Origin of the sequence: Pseudomonas sp. PDM16 (assembly GCF_014851865.1) — a bacterium.
Lineage (GTDB): Bacteria > Pseudomonadota > Gammaproteobacteria > Pseudomonadales > Pseudomonadaceae > Aquipseudomonas.
This window is the reverse complement of the sequence record NZ_JACVAM010000005.1, coordinates 399124-413627: the sequence shown is the minus strand read 5'-3', so window position 1 is coordinate 413627 and position 14504 is coordinate 399124. Positions and strand designations below refer to the sequence as shown.

Annotated in this window: 17 protein-coding genes; 5 read left to right on the top strand and 12 right to left on the bottom strand. The window is 64.6% G+C overall.

All coding sequences use genetic code 11. The annotated features are described in order from the left end of the window. Positions 1-3: 3 nt before the first annotated feature. Both sdhD and sdhC read right to left on the bottom strand, forming a co-directional pair. Positions 4-372 (bottom strand): succinate dehydrogenase, hydrophobic membrane anchor protein, encoded by a 369-nt coding sequence (gene sdhD / locus IB234_RS19115; protein ID WP_192320882.1) that lies wholly within the window; start codon positions 370-372, stop codon positions 4-6. Continuing rightward, the gene (gene sdhC / locus IB234_RS19110) at positions 366-752 is read right to left on the bottom strand and encodes a succinate dehydrogenase, cytochrome b556 subunit (protein WP_192320880.1); all 387 of its coding nucleotides are present in this window, start codon (positions 750-752) and stop codon (positions 366-368) included. Before sdhC ends, sdhD begins: the two co-directional genes overlap by 7 nt. 348 nt (positions 753-1100) lie before the next feature. Here sdhC and gltA point away from each other — a divergent pair, with 348 nt between their 5' ends. Next, a complete protein-coding gene (gene gltA, locus IB234_RS19105; RefSeq protein WP_192320878.1) occupies positions 1101-2390 on the top strand; it encodes a citrate synthase in 1290 nt (429 codons plus the stop codon). A gap of 53 nt (positions 2391-2443) precedes the next feature. On the opposite strand, the gene IB234_RS19100 is transcribed toward gltA, so the two are convergent. The 3 genes from IB234_RS19100 to IB234_RS19090 are packed head-to-tail and all read right to left on the bottom strand — an operon-like array spanning position 2444 to position 5638. Beyond that, a complete protein-coding gene (locus IB234_RS19100; protein WP_192320876.1) occupies positions 2444-3049 on the bottom strand; it encodes an START domain-containing protein in 606 nt (201 codons plus the stop codon). 59 nt (positions 3050-3108) lie between these two features. Beyond that, positions 3109-3360, bottom strand: a complete 252-nt coding sequence (locus IB234_RS19095; protein WP_192320874.1) for a YkgJ family cysteine cluster protein — start codon at positions 3358-3360, stop codon at positions 3109-3111. A gap of 58 nt (positions 3361-3418) precedes the next feature. Continuing rightward, the gene (locus tag IB234_RS19090; RefSeq protein WP_192320872.1) at positions 3419-5638 is read right to left on the bottom strand and encodes an alpha-glucosidase; all 2220 of its coding nucleotides are present in this window, start codon (positions 5636-5638) and stop codon (positions 3419-3421) included. Between the two features lie 95 nt (positions 5639-5733). Here IB234_RS19090 and IB234_RS19085 point away from each other — a divergent pair, with 95 nt between their 5' ends. Beyond that, positions 5734-6075, top strand: coding sequence for a DMT family protein (locus IB234_RS19085; protein WP_192320870.1), 342 nt, complete (start codon positions 5734-5736; stop codon positions 6073-6075). Positions 6076-6156: 81 nt separating this feature from the next. Here IB234_RS19085 and IB234_RS19080 read toward each other — a convergent pair whose 3' ends face one another. Next, entirely contained in the window at positions 6157-7029 is an 873-nt protein-coding gene (locus IB234_RS19080) for an NAD(P)-dependent oxidoreductase (protein ID WP_192320868.1), read from the bottom strand. 145 nt (positions 7030-7174) lie between these two features. Here IB234_RS19080 and IB234_RS19075 point away from each other — a divergent pair, with 145 nt between their 5' ends. From IB234_RS19075 to rhtA, 3 genes are all read left to right on the top strand, one after another. Then, positions 7175-7717, top strand: a complete 543-nt coding sequence (locus IB234_RS19075) for an exonuclease domain-containing protein (protein WP_192320866.1) — start codon at positions 7175-7177, stop codon at positions 7715-7717. A gap of 68 nt (positions 7718-7785) precedes the next feature. Then, positions 7786-8067 (top strand): pyrimidine/purine nucleoside phosphorylase, encoded by a 282-nt coding sequence (locus IB234_RS19070; protein ID WP_192320863.1) that lies wholly within the window; start codon positions 7786-7788, stop codon positions 8065-8067. An 81-nt stretch (positions 8068-8148) separates the two neighbouring features. Beyond that, the gene (gene rhtA, locus IB234_RS19065) at positions 8149-9006 is read left to right on the top strand and encodes a threonine/homoserine exporter RhtA (protein WP_192320861.1); all 858 of its coding nucleotides are present in this window, start codon (positions 8149-8151) and stop codon (positions 9004-9006) included. On the opposite strand, the gene IB234_RS19060 is transcribed toward rhtA, so the two are convergent. From IB234_RS19060 to IB234_RS19035, 6 genes are read right to left on the bottom strand one after another with little or no spacing between them, the layout of a single operon-like run. Beyond that, positions 9007-10113, bottom strand: a complete 1107-nt coding sequence (locus tag IB234_RS19060) for a saccharopine dehydrogenase family protein (protein WP_318652054.1) — start codon at positions 10111-10113, stop codon at positions 9007-9009. 10 nt (positions 10114-10123) lie between these two features. After that, positions 10124-11890, bottom strand: a complete 1767-nt coding sequence (locus IB234_RS19055) for an ABC transporter transmembrane domain-containing protein (protein WP_192320857.1) — start codon at positions 11888-11890, stop codon at positions 10124-10126. After that, positions 11887-12327 (bottom strand): thiol-disulfide oxidoreductase DCC family protein, encoded by a 441-nt coding sequence (locus tag IB234_RS19050; protein ID WP_192320854.1) that lies wholly within the window; start codon positions 12325-12327, stop codon positions 11887-11889. The genes IB234_RS19055 and IB234_RS19050 overlap by 4 nt, the downstream gene beginning before the upstream one ends. Positions 12328-12382: 55 nt before the next feature. Beyond that, a complete protein-coding gene (locus IB234_RS19045; protein ID WP_192320852.1) occupies positions 12383-12955 on the bottom strand; it encodes a DUF1287 domain-containing protein in 573 nt (190 codons plus the stop codon). A gap of 2 nt (positions 12956-12957) precedes the next feature. Further along, positions 12958-13356 (bottom strand): GFA family protein, encoded by a 399-nt coding sequence (locus IB234_RS19040; RefSeq protein ID WP_192320850.1) that lies wholly within the window; start codon positions 13354-13356, stop codon positions 12958-12960. A 14-nt stretch (positions 13357-13370) separates the two neighbouring features. Next, positions 13371-14483 carry an ATP-NAD kinase family protein gene (locus IB234_RS19035; RefSeq protein WP_192320848.1) on the bottom strand — a complete coding sequence of 371 codons (1113 nt, stop codon included), beginning with the start codon at positions 14481-14483 and terminating at the stop codon, positions 13371-13373. Positions 14484-14504: the final 21 nt, after the last annotated feature.

Genomic DNA, 14504 nt, shown 5'->3' with positions numbered 1-14504 from the left:
GGATCAGAAACCCCACAGGATCTGCACACCCCAGACGAACACGACGAACTGAAGCACGCCGCAAACCGCCTGGACGAGAAAACGCACACCGGTCGCCCAGCGGCCGATAGCCATGGGCGTCAGGTAATCGGTCGTGATGGTCCACATACCGACCCAGGCGTGCACGATAAGAGCAACCAGAGCCAGCAGGCTGAAGATGCGCATCGCAGTGTGGGAGAACAGGCCATGCCAGTCGGCGTAGGTGAGACCCGAATGAGTCACCACGAAACCGATCAGGAACAGGAAATAAGCCGCGAGAACGACCGCAGAGACACGTTGAACCATCCAGTCATAGAGGCCCGAACGCGAGAAATTGGTTACGTTGGTTACCATACCCAGACCCCCGCCAGAACGATGATCACAACCGACACGGCGATGACGATCTTCGAGCCCAGCTTGCCGCCTTCCAGCGACTCGCCGACACCCAAGTCCATGATCAGGTGGCGTACACCGGCCACCAGGTGATACAGCAGAGCGGACAGCAAGCCCCAGATGATCAGCTTGGCCAGCGGACTGGCAAGACACGCCTTAACTTCTGCAAAGCCTTCCTCGGAGGCCAGGGATTTGTCGAGTGCGAACAGCACGATGACGATACCCAGGAAGAGGATGACACCGGAAACACGGTGCAGAATGGACGTATAAGCTGTGATCGGGAGTTTGATTGTCCTGAGATCTAGGTTTACAGGTCGTTGGCTATTCACGGCTTTTTTCACACTAGAGGCCCCTAACAAGCAGGGCAAGTTGTCGGGAAGTGCACTGGTCAGGTACCCCTCACCAAGGGAGTGCCAGCCGTCTAATTGTAGGCCTTTAAGCCCCTGACGGCCGGGCGCAGAGTATAGACAGTTAGGTAACTAATGACAACGCAATGCCCCACCCCGAAAAGCGGATTGCGCGCCACTAATAAATGACGTATTAGGCCTTTCCCCAAGTCCTAAAAAGGCGCTGAAACCCCTCTGCTGTCTGGGTTCCAGTAAATTGACATTCAGATTTATGTCTCTATAGTGTCCCGGGCCCTGCGTGGGGGGCTTCTGATGATTTCAAGCATAAACAGGAGGCCAAACATGGCTGACAAAAAAGCGCAGTTGATCATCGAGGGCAATGCCCCCGTAGAGCTGCCCGTATTGACCGGCACCGTAGGTCCCGATGTTGTCGACGTGAGGGGCCTGACCGCCACGGGTCGCTTCACCTTTGATCCTGGCTTTATGTCGACCGCCTCCTGCGAGTCGAAGATCACCTATATCGACGGCGACGCAGGCGTCCTGCTGCACCGCGGCTATCCCATCGAACAGCTGGCCGAGAAGTCCGACTACCTGGAAACCTGCTACCTGCTGCTGAACGGCGAACTGCCAACTGCCGAGCAGAAGGCCACATTCGTCAGCACCATCAAGAACCACACCATGGTGCACGAGCAGCTGAAGAGCTTCTTCAACGGCTTCCGTCGCGACGCGCACCCGATGGCCATCATGTGTGGCGTGGTCGGCGCCCTCTCCGCCTTCTACCACGACTCGCTGGACATCAATAATCCGCGTCACCGCGAGATCTCGGCCATGCGCCTGATCGCCAAGATGCCGACCATCGCGGCCATGACCTACAAGTACTCCATGGGCCAGCCCATGATGTACCCGCGCAACGACCTGAACTACGCGGAAAACTTCCTGCACATGATGTTCAACACCCCGTGCGAGATCAAACCGATCAGCCCGGTACTGGCCAAGGCGATGGACCGCATCTTCATCCTGCACGCCGACCATGAGCAGAACGCCTCGACTTCCACCGTGCGCCTGGCCGGCTCCTCGGGTGCCAACCCGTTCGCCTGTATCGCCGCCGGCATCGCCGCACTCTGGGGCCCGGCCCACGGCGGCGCCAACGAAGCCGTGCTGACCATGCTGGACGAGATCGGCAGCGTCGAGAACATCGACACGTTCATTGCCAAGGCGAAGGACAAGAACGATCCGTTCAAGCTGATGGGCTTCGGTCACCGCGTGTACAAGAACCGCGACCCGCGCGCTACCGTGATGAAGCAGACCTGCGACGAAGTCCTGAGCGAGCTGGGCATCACCAACGACCCGCAGCTGGAACTGGCCATGCGTCTGGAAGAGATCGCCCTGACCGATCCGTACTTCAAAGAGCGCAACCTGTACCCGAACGTGGACTTCTACTCGGGCATCATCCTCAAGGCCATCGGCATCCCGACCAGCATGTTCACTGTGATCTTCGCCCTGTCGCGTACTGTCGGCTGGATCTCGCACTGGAAGGAAATGCTGTCCAGCCCGTACAAGATCGGCCGTCCGCGCCAGCTGTACACCGGCTACACCCAGCGTGACTACATCAAGCTGGACGACCGTAAGTAAGCCTTGCGGACAAAGAAAAGGCTGCCAATTGGCAGCCTTTTTTCATTTCGGCCTCAGCGCTTCTCGGCCAGGTCGCGCAACCCCTTCAGGGTATTGAACGGCGCATCCACCACGAAGCTGTTGGCCAGCCAGGATGGCACACTGCCGCCCGGCTCGGTGTGCACCTGGTAGGTCACCTCGACCTTGCCGTCCTTCGGCACCAGGCTCCAATAGCCCTCCAGGCTCGCCACCCGAGTATGGTCCTTGTCGTCCGGAATGTACTTGGGCTGGCCATCCATCTTGCGGGTCAGGCTGCCGTCGACTCCCTCCTCCGACACCACATGCAGCACTGAGTCACGGGCATCCACGGGCCAGGGCATCTGGAAGCGAGTGTAGACCCAGCTCTCGGCGCCTTCATGCTTGAGCAGGCTCTGCTCGGCACAGGCGTGAATCCAGGCGCAGGAGCCTTTCACGTCCTCCTGCAGCTTACGCAGGGTAGCCACATTGCTGGCGATGGTGGTCACACCGCGGTAGGCCTTGTACTTGGAGCCCGGTACCTCACTCAGGTAGACCTTGATGCCATCCTCGTCCTTGGCCAGCTTCCAGTCTTCGGCATGGGCCAGGCCACTCGCCAACAGGCTCAGGCCACAAACGGTGGCCACTCGACTCAATGCAATCATCATTGCTCCTTGGGGATATTGGCCCGCTGGCAGCCAAGCCGGGCATGGGTTCGACTCGCTCAGGCGGTGGCTTGTTCCAGCCAGCCAATCAGACGAACCGCCTCTTCGCGACTGTCACCACACACGTAGTCCGCAGCGGAGAAGGCCGAGCAGACATCCGGGCGCTCGGGACGGCCGAAGATGGCGCAGAGAAACTCGGCGGTGAGGTGCAGGCAGCGCTCGCCCGCGGCCTTGCCATTGGGCAGACCGGGAATCGGTGAGCTGATGGAAGGCGCGATGCAACAGGCACCGCAGCCGGCACGACACTCCATGAAGACCTCTCATGCACTGAGCGGCGGCGATCTTAACGCCTGCGCGCCACCTCTTCCATCACCTGATGTCACGCAATTTCGCCAGGCTGGCCGCCATCGCGGCGCCTTCGGGATAGAACACCGCAGGCTGCCCCACGGGCACCGGTACCTTCACCGGGTCGCCAGCACGCACTTGCAAGACTTTGCCCGACCACAGATGCACCCAGTTGCCGGCCGGCAGCAACACCTCCAGCTCGCCGACGCCCGGCTCCAGCACCGGCGCCACCAGCAGCTGGTCGCCAAGTAGGAAGCTGCGCGGCAGCGCCTGCTGCCCGGCCGGATCATTCGGATACTGCAGCCACAGCGGTCGCATCAGCGGCATGCCGGTGCGCGCGGCCTCTTCCATCAATTGCTGCCGATAGGGCGCCAATGCAGCGAAGACCTGCGCGCTACAGGCGAACTGGGCCAGCAGCTTTGGCGAGCTGTAGACCTGCTGGTTGGCATCCGGGCGGTTACCCTCGTGGCTGCGCAGCAGACTGGTAAAGGCGGAAAACTCCATCCAGCGCAGCAACAGCTCCTCGTCGCGGTGATAGTCCTTCAATGGATGGCTGATGGTGGTGTAGCCGCCGGTATCACTATGGTTGAGGCTGAAACCGGACAGGCCGCCGGAAAGCATGCCCAGCAGCGCGCTGTGCAGACCATCATCGGCGTCCCAGGTCACCAGTTGATCGCCAGCCCACAGGCTGGTGGTCATTCCAGGACTGCGACTGAAGGCCGAGCGCATGAAGAAGAACAGCTCGCCCTGGCCGTCCGCCTCGTCCAGCAGCTCACGATTGAGTCGCGCCCATTCCTCGGGATAGCGGTTGTGCGCCAGCGCCGCCGGCTCGCCGCTGGCCAGCTGCGCCTCGTAGGGCAGCGCTTCGCCAAAATCGGCCATCCAGCCGGAGAAACCCATGGCCAGCATTTCCTCACGCAGCACCTGCTTCAGCCATTGGCGCGCCTCAGAATTGCTCAGATCGAGCATGCCGGCGCTGAAGCTGGTGTTGAGCAGCGACAGCGGTTGCCCTGTGCCGTCACGCAGCAGATAGCCACGCTCGCGGGCTTCGGCGTAGAGATTGCGCGCGACACCGGGCTTCTCGCTCACATCTACCAGAAACGGATTGACGTAAGCCAGGCTGCGCACACCGCGCGCCTGCAGTTCGGCATTGAGCGTCGCCCAGTTCGGGTAATGCTGCTCATCCAGGCTCCAGTTCCACCACAGCTGCTTGCCGAAACTAGTGGTGCGCTGGCCAACCCAATCCTGCAACCAGACGCCCGCCAGCGGCACGCCAGCCTGATCGAGCTGATCCAGAATGCCGCGCACCCGAGCGGTGCCGCCCTGCAGCCCGACTATGGCACCGCGCTGGGTCCAGGCCGGCAGCGGCGGCATGCGCCCGACCACTGCGGTGTGCTGGGCGATCTGCCCGGCGCTGTCGGCAGCGGTGTAGATGCGCGCCGCCAACTGGCCGGCATGCACCTCCAGCTGCACGCGGCGCTTATCGCGCAGATCGAATACCTGGTAAGCGCCGGATTCACTGAAGAAGCTGCGCCCTTTGCTACTCAGATAATGCGGCACCGGCGCATAACTGGTCCACCAGTCCCCGCCGGCGCGAGCAGTCAGGTTGGCGGCAAAGGTGATGGGCTGCAGGCCACGACCCACACCCTGCTCCTGCACCAGAATCGGCAGGCGCCGGCCGGTCAGGTCGAAGGCACTGAACTGTTCGCCGAAACCATGAAAACGCTCATCCGGCTCACGCTGCCAGCTGAGATAGATACGATTTAGGCGCTCGTCGTCCAGCGCCACGACCAGGCGTATGCCGCGCTCGCCATCGTCCTCAAGGATCAGCGCATAGCCGGTTTCGCTGCCGTCAGCACACCCCAGGCTACCGCGTAGCAACAAGCGCGCGCCGCGCTGCTCGATGGCCTCCAGGCTCTGGCGGCGGCAGAGCAGCTCGCGGCGCTCCTCGACGAACATCGCGCCGCGGTGCTCCTCCACGTCTTCATGACCGAAGCCGGCGGCAAGGAAGCCGCCCTCGCTGGCCCACAGCAGGCGCGCACCATCGACCAGTCGCAGGCGCTGGCCATCCCACTCCAAGCGATGGCGCCCCAGGTCGAAGCCCTGCTCCGTCACCAGTGCTGGCACCACCTCCAGCTCGGCCCAGACAGGGCGCTGCTGCCAGGCCTGCCAGCCACTCCAGGCCGCCAGCGCCGCGACACCAGTCACGCCCAACAACGCTCCACCCCGAATCCACTTGCCCACGCCCTTCCCCTTCGAATCGATCATTGGCAACCGAGGCTTGGCCGGTCGCGCTTAGCTATCTAGGCTTGTTGCTTTCCACTGACGAGAACATCGCCATGCCGGTCTGGATGCAAACCGCAGCCTTGCTCACCCTGTCCAACATTTTCATGACCTTCGCCTGGTACGGCCACCTGAAGACCATGAACAGCAAGCCGTGGCTGGTGGCGGCATTGGTCAGCTGGGGCATCGCGCTGTTCGAGTACCTGATCATGGTGCCGGCCAACCGCATCGGTTACACCGAGATGTCGGTCGGCCAGTTGAAGATCATGCAGGAGGTCATCACCCTGGCGGTATTCGTCCCCTTCAGCGTCTACGTGATGCAGCAGCCGCTGAAGCTGGACTACCTGTGGGCGGGCCTGTGCCTGCTCGGTGCGGTGTACTTTATCTTTCGCACCTGAGGGCAGCAGCGACCCAGCGCGTCGGGATGGGCGGCGAATGGCGCCAGGAAGCCCGTCCGCGGTCGGACGGACATAGCGGACTCAGGAGCGCTGCTTAAGGCGGGCGATCAGGCTGGATGTATCCCAGCGGCCACCACCAATGGCCTGTACGTCGGAGTAGAACTGGTCGACCAGTGCCGTCACCGGCAGTTGCGCACCATTGCGGCGGGCCTCTTCCAGCAGGATCGACAGATCCTTGCGCATCCAGTCCACGGCGAAACCGAAGTCATACTTGCCTTCCAGCATGGTCTGGTGGCGGTTCTCCAATTGCCAGGACTGGGCGGCGCCCTTGCTGATCACCTCCATCGCCGCGTGTCCATCCAGGCCGGCGCACTGGGCGAAGTGCAGTGCCTCTGCCAGCCCCTGGACCAGGCCACCGATGCAGATCTGGTTGACCATCTTGGTCAACTGACCGCTGCCCACCGGCCCCATCAGCTTGACCATCTTGGCGTAGGCCTCGATCACCGGCTCGGCGCGCTTATAAATAGCTTCCTCGCCACCGACCATCACCGTCAGCATGCCGTTCTCCGCACCGGCCTGGCCGCCGGACACCGGCGCATCGAGGAAGCCCAGTCCCTTCTCCGCTGCAATGGCGGCCAGCTCACGGGCGACGTTGGCCGAGGCAGTAGTGTGATCGACCAGCACGCTGCCAGGCGCCATGCCGGCGAAAGCGCCGTCCGGGCCGAGCAGCACGCTGCGCAGATCATCGTCGTTGCCGACACAGGTCATCACGAACTCGGCGCCCCGGGCCACCTCGCGCGGGGTCGGCGCCGATTCGCCGGCGAACTCGTCTTCCCACAGCTGCACCTTGGCTGCGGAACGGTTGTATACGCTGGTCTCATGCCCCTCGCAGGCCAGATGCCCGGCCATATGAAACCCCATCACACCCAAACCGATAAAAGCCACCTTCGCCATGCATCACCTCCTCGTTACCTGAGGTCCAAGCATAGCCCCTATGACTGGACGGCCCGCCAGCACAGCTGAACGACAAAACTGTGCGCACGGTTTTGCCCCGCGAGACGCTCCAACCCATACTCACGACAGGCAATGGAGGGAACCCATGCAGCACTGGCTGATCATCGACCTGGAAGCGACCACCGAAGAAGGCGGCTGGCCGGTGGAAGACATGGAAATCATCGAGATCGGCGCTAGCATCGTCGCCCCCGACGGTCATGAGCTGGAGCACTTCCAGCGCTTCGTCCGACCGCTGCGCCGCCCCTACCTGACCAGTTTCTGCCGCGAACTCACTCATATCACTCAAGCCCAGGTGGATGGCGCGCAGTCGCTCGGGCTGGTCTGGCCACAATTCGAGCGCTGGCTGGAGCCGCATTTGCCACATCTGGTGGGCTGGGGCAGCTGGGGCGACTACGATCGCCGCCAGTTGTACGTGGAATGGCAGCGCCACGATCTGTGCAGCAGCCTGCACGACATTCCTCACCACAACCTCAAGCAGAGCTTCGCCGAGAGCCGCCAACTCAGGCGCCCTGTGGGTCTGCACGGTGCGTTGCAGCTAACTGGCCTGCAGTTCCAGGGGCAGCAGCACCGCGCCCTCGAGGATGCACGCAACACCGCTCGGCTACTGCCGGTGATATTTGCCCCCTGAGGGCTGACTGGGCGGGGCTGGTTGGGCATACTGGCGGGCCCTTTTTTGACCCTTCCGAGGAGCCCGCCATGTTCAAGGTCAACGAATACTTCGACGGCACCGTCAAATCCATCGGCTTCGCCATGAGCGAAGGCCCGGCCACCATCGGCGTCATGGCTCCGGGCGAGTACGAGTTCGGCACCGCCCAGCTGGAAGTGATGCACGTGGTTGCGGGCGCCCTGACCGTCAAGCTGCCGGGCAACGAGAGCTGGGAAACCTTCGAGGCCGGCAGCAAGTTCACCGTACCGGGCAACAGCAAGTTCCAGCTGAAGGTCGCCGTGGACACCGCCTATCTCTGCGAATACCGCTGATATAGGCTAAGTTGAAAGAACCGGCCCGAGTGGCCGGTTTTTTATTGCAGCCCCGTTTGTCGTACCACCCCGGATATCGCCATGCCCCGCTCCACCCTGCTTCTGCCCATCACCCTGCTGGTGGTTGCCATGACTTCCATCCAGAGTGGCGCCTCCCTGGCCAAGAGCCTGTTCCCGCTGATCGGCCCCGAGGGCACCACCGCCCTGCGTCTGAGCCTGGCCGCGCTGATCCTGTGCGTCGTCATGCGCCCCTGGCGCACCCGCCCCAACTTCGCGGCCTGGCGCTCGTTGCTCGGCTACGGCCTGTCGCTGGGGGCGATGAACCTGCTGTTCTACATGTCGCTGAAGACCATTCCGCTGGGCATCGCCGTGGCCCTGGAGTTCACCGGCCCGCTGGCCCTGGCGCTATTCTCCTCGCGCCGTTTGCTGGACTTCGTATGGATCGCCCTGGCGGTGCTTGGCATCTGGCTGCTGTTGCCGGATACGGCTTCCGAGGATCATCTGGACCCGGTGGGCTTGGGGCTGGCACTGGCCGCTGGCGTGTGCTGGGCGCTGTATATCCTGTTCGGACAGAAGGCCGGCGCCGCCCACGGCGTGCAGACCGTGGCCTTCGGCACCGTAGTTGCCGCGCTGCTGGTGTTTCCGGTTGGGCTCTGGCAGGTCGGTGGCGGCCTGTTCTCGGTAGACCTGCTGCCGGTAGCACTGGCCGTGGCGGTGATGTCCTCGGCCCTGCCCTACAGCCTGGAGATGTTCGCCCTCACCCGCATGCCAGCACGCACCTTCAGTGTGTTCATGAGCCTGGAGCCAGCCATCGCCGCCCTCTCCGGCCTGATCTTCCTCAGCGAACGACTAAGCCCGATGCAGTGGCTGGCGATCGGCGCCATCATCCTCGCTTCGACGGGCGCGGCGGCAACCATTCGCCCACGCGGGCACGCCTGATCAGAGCTGACGCAGAGCACTGCTGATCGCCAGCCCGTCCAGCTCTGCCAGGTATTCCTCCACTGTCAGCAGCCCCAGGCACGGCATCGCGCCACGGGCCTCCAGGCTACCGGCAGCCAGCTTGCGAGCCAGGGCGACGGTGGCCATACAGGGGATGTTCGGCCCATCGTTGTTCTCGGCCAGCAGCTCCCAGCACAGTGTCAGCGGCTGGCCGCCCTGGTCGAGACCGCTCAGGCGTACGAACATGCCGCTGCGACCGTCGCCGAACGGTTCCACCGATACGGCACGGCGATGCAGGAAATGGGTCAGCGGCACCGCGCTGCGCAACAGGCCGGCGCGCACCAGCCAGGCCAGCACCCAGGTGCCGAACTGGGTCAGGCGCAGGCCGACACCAGCCGAGAAGCGCACGCTGCGCACGCCCGGATAACGGGCCGGGAACAGCTGCAGATCGGGGATATCGCAGTTGGCTACCCAGCGCGGGCCGAGCGGCGCGGGGAAGTCGTGACGCGCCAGGTCCTGCCAGCCGAACACCTCACGCCAGGCCCCATCGCGCCATTGCTGGAACGGCTTGCCGCAGTAGTCCAGCACCGCCGCCAGGGTCGAGGCGCCCGGGGTCTTCTCCGAGGAGCTGATGCCATGCCAGATCTCGTCGAGACGGGAGAAGCGCGGCAGCAGGCTGTCGATCACCCCGCCGGCCAGCGCCGGTACCGAGCTGGCGCCACCGCAGACCAGCACGCCGGCCGCCTTCGCCGCCGTATCCAGCTCGCCGATATCGCAGACGAAGGCGCGGGCATCGGCCAGGTCGGCGTAGTGCAGGCCGGCCTCGATGGCGGCGCGAGCCACCCGGTAGTCCTGGCGCTGGAAAGGCCCGGCGGTGGAAATCAGCAGTTGCGCGCTAAGGGTGCGCAGGCGCTCGGCCAGATCGGTGGCGTTCATGTCCAGTTGCAGCGCCTGGGTGCCGGTCTGCGCCGCCAGCGCTTCGGCCTTGGCCAGGTCGCGCCCGGCCACCCACACGCGCATGCCGGCGATAGCCGCCAGCTTGCGTACGATGACCTGACCGAAGTTGCCATAGCCGCCCAGCACCACCACGCCGAATTCCTTGTGCACCACCCTCTCCTTAACGACGCTCGGTGTTGAACTGCAGCTGCGCCAGCCGCGCATACAGTGGATTGCTCGCCACCAGCTCGGCATGGGTGCCGATGGCCTGCAGCCGACCGCGGTCGACCACCGCAATGCGGTCGGCGTTCTGCACGGTGGCCAGGCGGTGGGCGATGACCAGCGTGGTGCGCCCACGCATCAGCCCTGGCAGCGCCTGCTGGATCAGGTGCTCGCTCTCAGCATCCAGCGCGCTGGTGGCCTCGTCGAGCAACAGAATCGGTGCATCGGTGAGCAGCGCACGGGCAATCGCCAGACGCTGGCGCTGGCCGCCGGAGAGCCCCAGCCCAGCCTCGCCCAGATGGGTCTGGTAGCCCTGCGGCAGACGCTCGATAAATTCGTGGGCATGCGCCGCACGTGCCGCGGCCTCGACTTCGGCGGTACTGGCATCCGGGCGCCCGTAGCGCAGGTTGTCCTCCACCGAGCCGAAGAACAGTGCCGGGTTCTGCGACACCAGAGCGAAGCAGCGGCGCAGGTCGGCCGGATCGAGACGCTGGATCGGCACACCCTCGACCAGCACCTCGCCCTCCTGCGGATCGAAGAAGCGCAGCAACAGATCGAACAGGGTCGACTTGCCGGCGCCGGACGGGCCGACCAGGGCCAGGGTCTCGCCGGCACGTATCGCCAGGTCGATGCCATCGATGGCCGGCTGTTCCGGACGGGCCGGATAGAAGAAGCGCACGCCACGCAGCTCGACCTCGCCGCTGACCCGCTGCGGCAGTTGCAGCAGGCCTTCGCTCGGTGCGGTGATGGCGTTGCGCGTGCGCAGCAGTTCGGCGATGCGCTCGGCGGCACCGGCCGCGCTCTGCAGCTCGCCGATCACCTCGCTGATGGCGCCGAAGGACATGCCGACGATCAGGCTGTAGAACACGAAGGCCGCCAGGTCGCCGCCGCTGATACGCCCGGCGATCACGTCCATGCCGCCGACCCAGAGCATGGCGCCCACGGCGCCGAGCACCAGCACGATGACCACGGTGATCAGCCAGGCGCGCTGGCGAATGCGCTTGCCGGCGGTGACGAACGCGGCCTCCACGGTGCCGGCGAAACGCTGGCGGTCCTGGGCCTGGTGGTTGTAGGCCTGCACCGTCTTGATCTGGCCGAGGGTCTCGCCGATATAGCTGCCCACGTCGGCGACCCGGTCCTGGGTCTGTCTGGACAGCGCGCGCACGCGGCGGCCGAAGATCAGGATCGGCGCCACCACCAGTGGCAGCACCGCCACCACTATGGCGCTGAGCTTGGGATTGGTGAAGAACAGCAGGCCGATGCCACCGAGCATCATGATCAGGTTACGCAGGGCCATGGACAGCGACGAGCCGATCACCGTCTGCAGCAGCGTGGTGTCGGCGGTCAGCCGCGTCTGAATCTCCGAGGCGCGGTTGCTCTCGTAGAAGCCCGGATGCAGGTCGATCAGGTGGTCGAACACCTTGCGCCGGATATCGGCGACGAAGCGCTCACCGATCCAGCTGACCAGGTAGAAACGGGTGAAGGTGCCGACCGCCAGGGCCAGCACCAGCACGAAGAACAGCGCGATGGACTGGTTCAGCGCGCTCTGCGACTGGGTCGCCAGGCCTTGGTCCACCAGCAGGCGGATGCCTTGGCCCATGGACAGGGTGATGGCGGCGGTGAACATCAGCGCAGCCAGGGCGCCGACCAGGCGCCAGCGGTACGGCGCAACGAAGCGCCAGGCCATACCCAGCGCTTCGCGCCGGCTGGTGGAGAACAGGCTCATGGGCGCGGCTCGACGGAGTCGAGGAAGCGTTGCTGGTGGTCGGCGTCGGGCAGCAGGCAAGTGTCGTAGCGGCCGAACAGGCGGTAGCGGTTCAGGGCGATGCGGTCGTAGCACCAGTCGCGCAACACTCGCGGCAGGAAGCGCAGGACTGCCAGCAGGCTCCAGGCGCCTGGCAGTTGGGCGACGATGCGCAGCACGGCGTCGGAACGCACGAACAGCGTCTCGCCTTCCACGTAGGCCATGGTTTCGAAAGCATCGGTAGGCAGACCGAACCAGGCCAGGATCGCCTGGCCTTCGTCCGACTGCACCGAACAGAGGCGGAAACGCCGCTGGTGGTCATGGCGGATCAGGAACTTCGCCCAGCCGTTGCACAGCCGGCATACGCCGTCGAACAGCACGACGCGGTCGCCGGCCTGGATATGGGGTGGTAATGCCATCGAGGCCTCCGAAAATCCTGCGGCGGATGCTAACTCATTGAGCCCGGCGCTGGCCTCAATCAACGAAGCGATAGTGGCCGGTGATGGCGAAGCCGAACAGGATGTCCTCCTCCTGCGTACCGCGGCCGATGTTGTGCAGCACCAGCGGCACGCCGGCTGGGCTGCTGCGGTCGGAGACGATGCCGATGTGGGTCAGGCCACGCCCCAGGTCCCAGGTGACGATGTCGCCGGCCCGGTAGTCCGCCGGCTTGTCGCTCACCTCAAGTGCCATGCCCTGGCGCTTGAACCAGGTCATCAGGTTGGGCACGCGGCGGTGGTCGATATTGCGGTCGGTGCTTTTCAGTCCCCAGTTCTTCGGGTATCGCGCGAAGTGCGCGCGCATGTCCTCATGCACACTCTTCTGCAGGTCCAGATCCTGCTCGCGCAAGGCGCGGATCACCACGTCGGTGCACACGCCGGTGCTCAGCGGAACGTCGCCGCCGGGGTAGTCCAGCTGGCGGTAGACCGGGTCGTAGCTCAGCGTCACGCCGACCTGGCTGCGGGCGTCACGTACCAGTTGCTGCCTGTCGATACCATTCGCCCAGGCGGGTGATGACAGGAGGAGTAACAGAACCAGAAGGTGCCGCACCGTCACTCCTTGCGTTCGGCGTGTCGGGGCAAGTCATCGTCAAGGCTCCACCAGTTGGCCTTGGATTCCGCGTAGATGTGCCAACCGGGCTGGCTGGAGACTTCGCCTTCCAGGCTGCCGGCACGGATGCGCAGCACGCCAGGCAGCTTACTGGTACGACTGTATATAGGCGATCCGCAGCGCGAGCAGAACACGCGTTGCTTGCCCGGTGAGGACTCGAATGCCTGCAGGCGTTCAGCACCGCAGAGCAGTTGGAAGGAAGACTCGTTGATCGGGATGTTGCTGGCGAACGGCGTGCCTTGCGCTCTCCGGCATTGGCTGCAGTGACACAGCTGGATAGGCGGCAGTTCGCCATCGACTCGGTAGCGGACATCGCCACACAGGCAGCTTCCTTGATGCATGATGTTCTCCAGGCTCAATGCAATGGGTACAGCAGTTCTTCCCGGTAACCCGCCCACACCCGCACGGCATCAGGGAAAGCCTCGTCCAGCGCCGGATCACCGCTGTCGACCAGCAGCGGACGACCTTCCAGAGTGCCAAGCTTGCGTTTGGTGGCGATCACCCGCAGGTGATCCAGGCCGATGGCGCGCAACACACGTGGGCTGATCTGCTGGTTGCCGCGGCCGATGATATGGCCCTGGCCGCCGATGGCGGTAACCAGCAGTCGTGCTGGATAGCCGTCGATCAACTCGAACAGCTGCGCCTCGGTCACATCGCGGGCGATCACCGCGCCGTTCTCGATCACGTCGACACCCAGCAGCGTGGTCTCGAGGTTGAGGTTCTGCGCCAGGCCATGCAGGGTCGAGCCAGGGCCGAACACATAGCGCACGCCCTCTTCCCAGCTCTCGGCCAGCCAGTCAGCCAGGTCCACCAGCACCAGTTCTTCGGACTCCATGCCGCCCTGTTTGACGTGCTGCATGAATTCGCCTTCCACCGGCACGCACATCTCGCCGTAGTGGCGCGCGCCGACCTTGCCCTCGCGCAGGGCCGTTTCGTCGATGTCGCGCACTTCGCCGCTGGACAGACGCACCAGGCCGCCCTCAATCAGGCGCAGGGCCATCTGCCCGGCGGCACGTGGGCTGATGGCGTAGACCGCGGAGTGGATCTTCACCCCGGCAGGAATGCCCAGCACCGGTTGGTCTTCGCGCACGGCCGAACACACATCACGCGCGGTGCCATCGCCACCGGCGAACAGGATCAGCGCGCAACCGGCGTCCTGCAGCGAACGCACCGCGGCCTGGGTGTCCTCGGCCGTGGTCGGGCCCTCGCCCAGGCTGCCAAGCACCCGATGGGCGTAGCCCAGCTCGCTCAATAGATCAGCCCCCATCGCGCCGGGAAAGGTGACGAACTGGAGGCGCTCAGCCACCGGCCGCAAGCACTCCAAGGTAATGCGTGTACGCTCGGCGGCACGCGGCTCGGCGCCACGGGCCAGGGCCTCGGCAGCCACGCCGTCGCTGCCCTTGAGCGCGGCCGGGCCGCCGAGGCCGGCCAGCGGGTTGATGATCAGGCCCAGATGGAAAACGCTCATAACCACTCCAAGGGGCCGCCG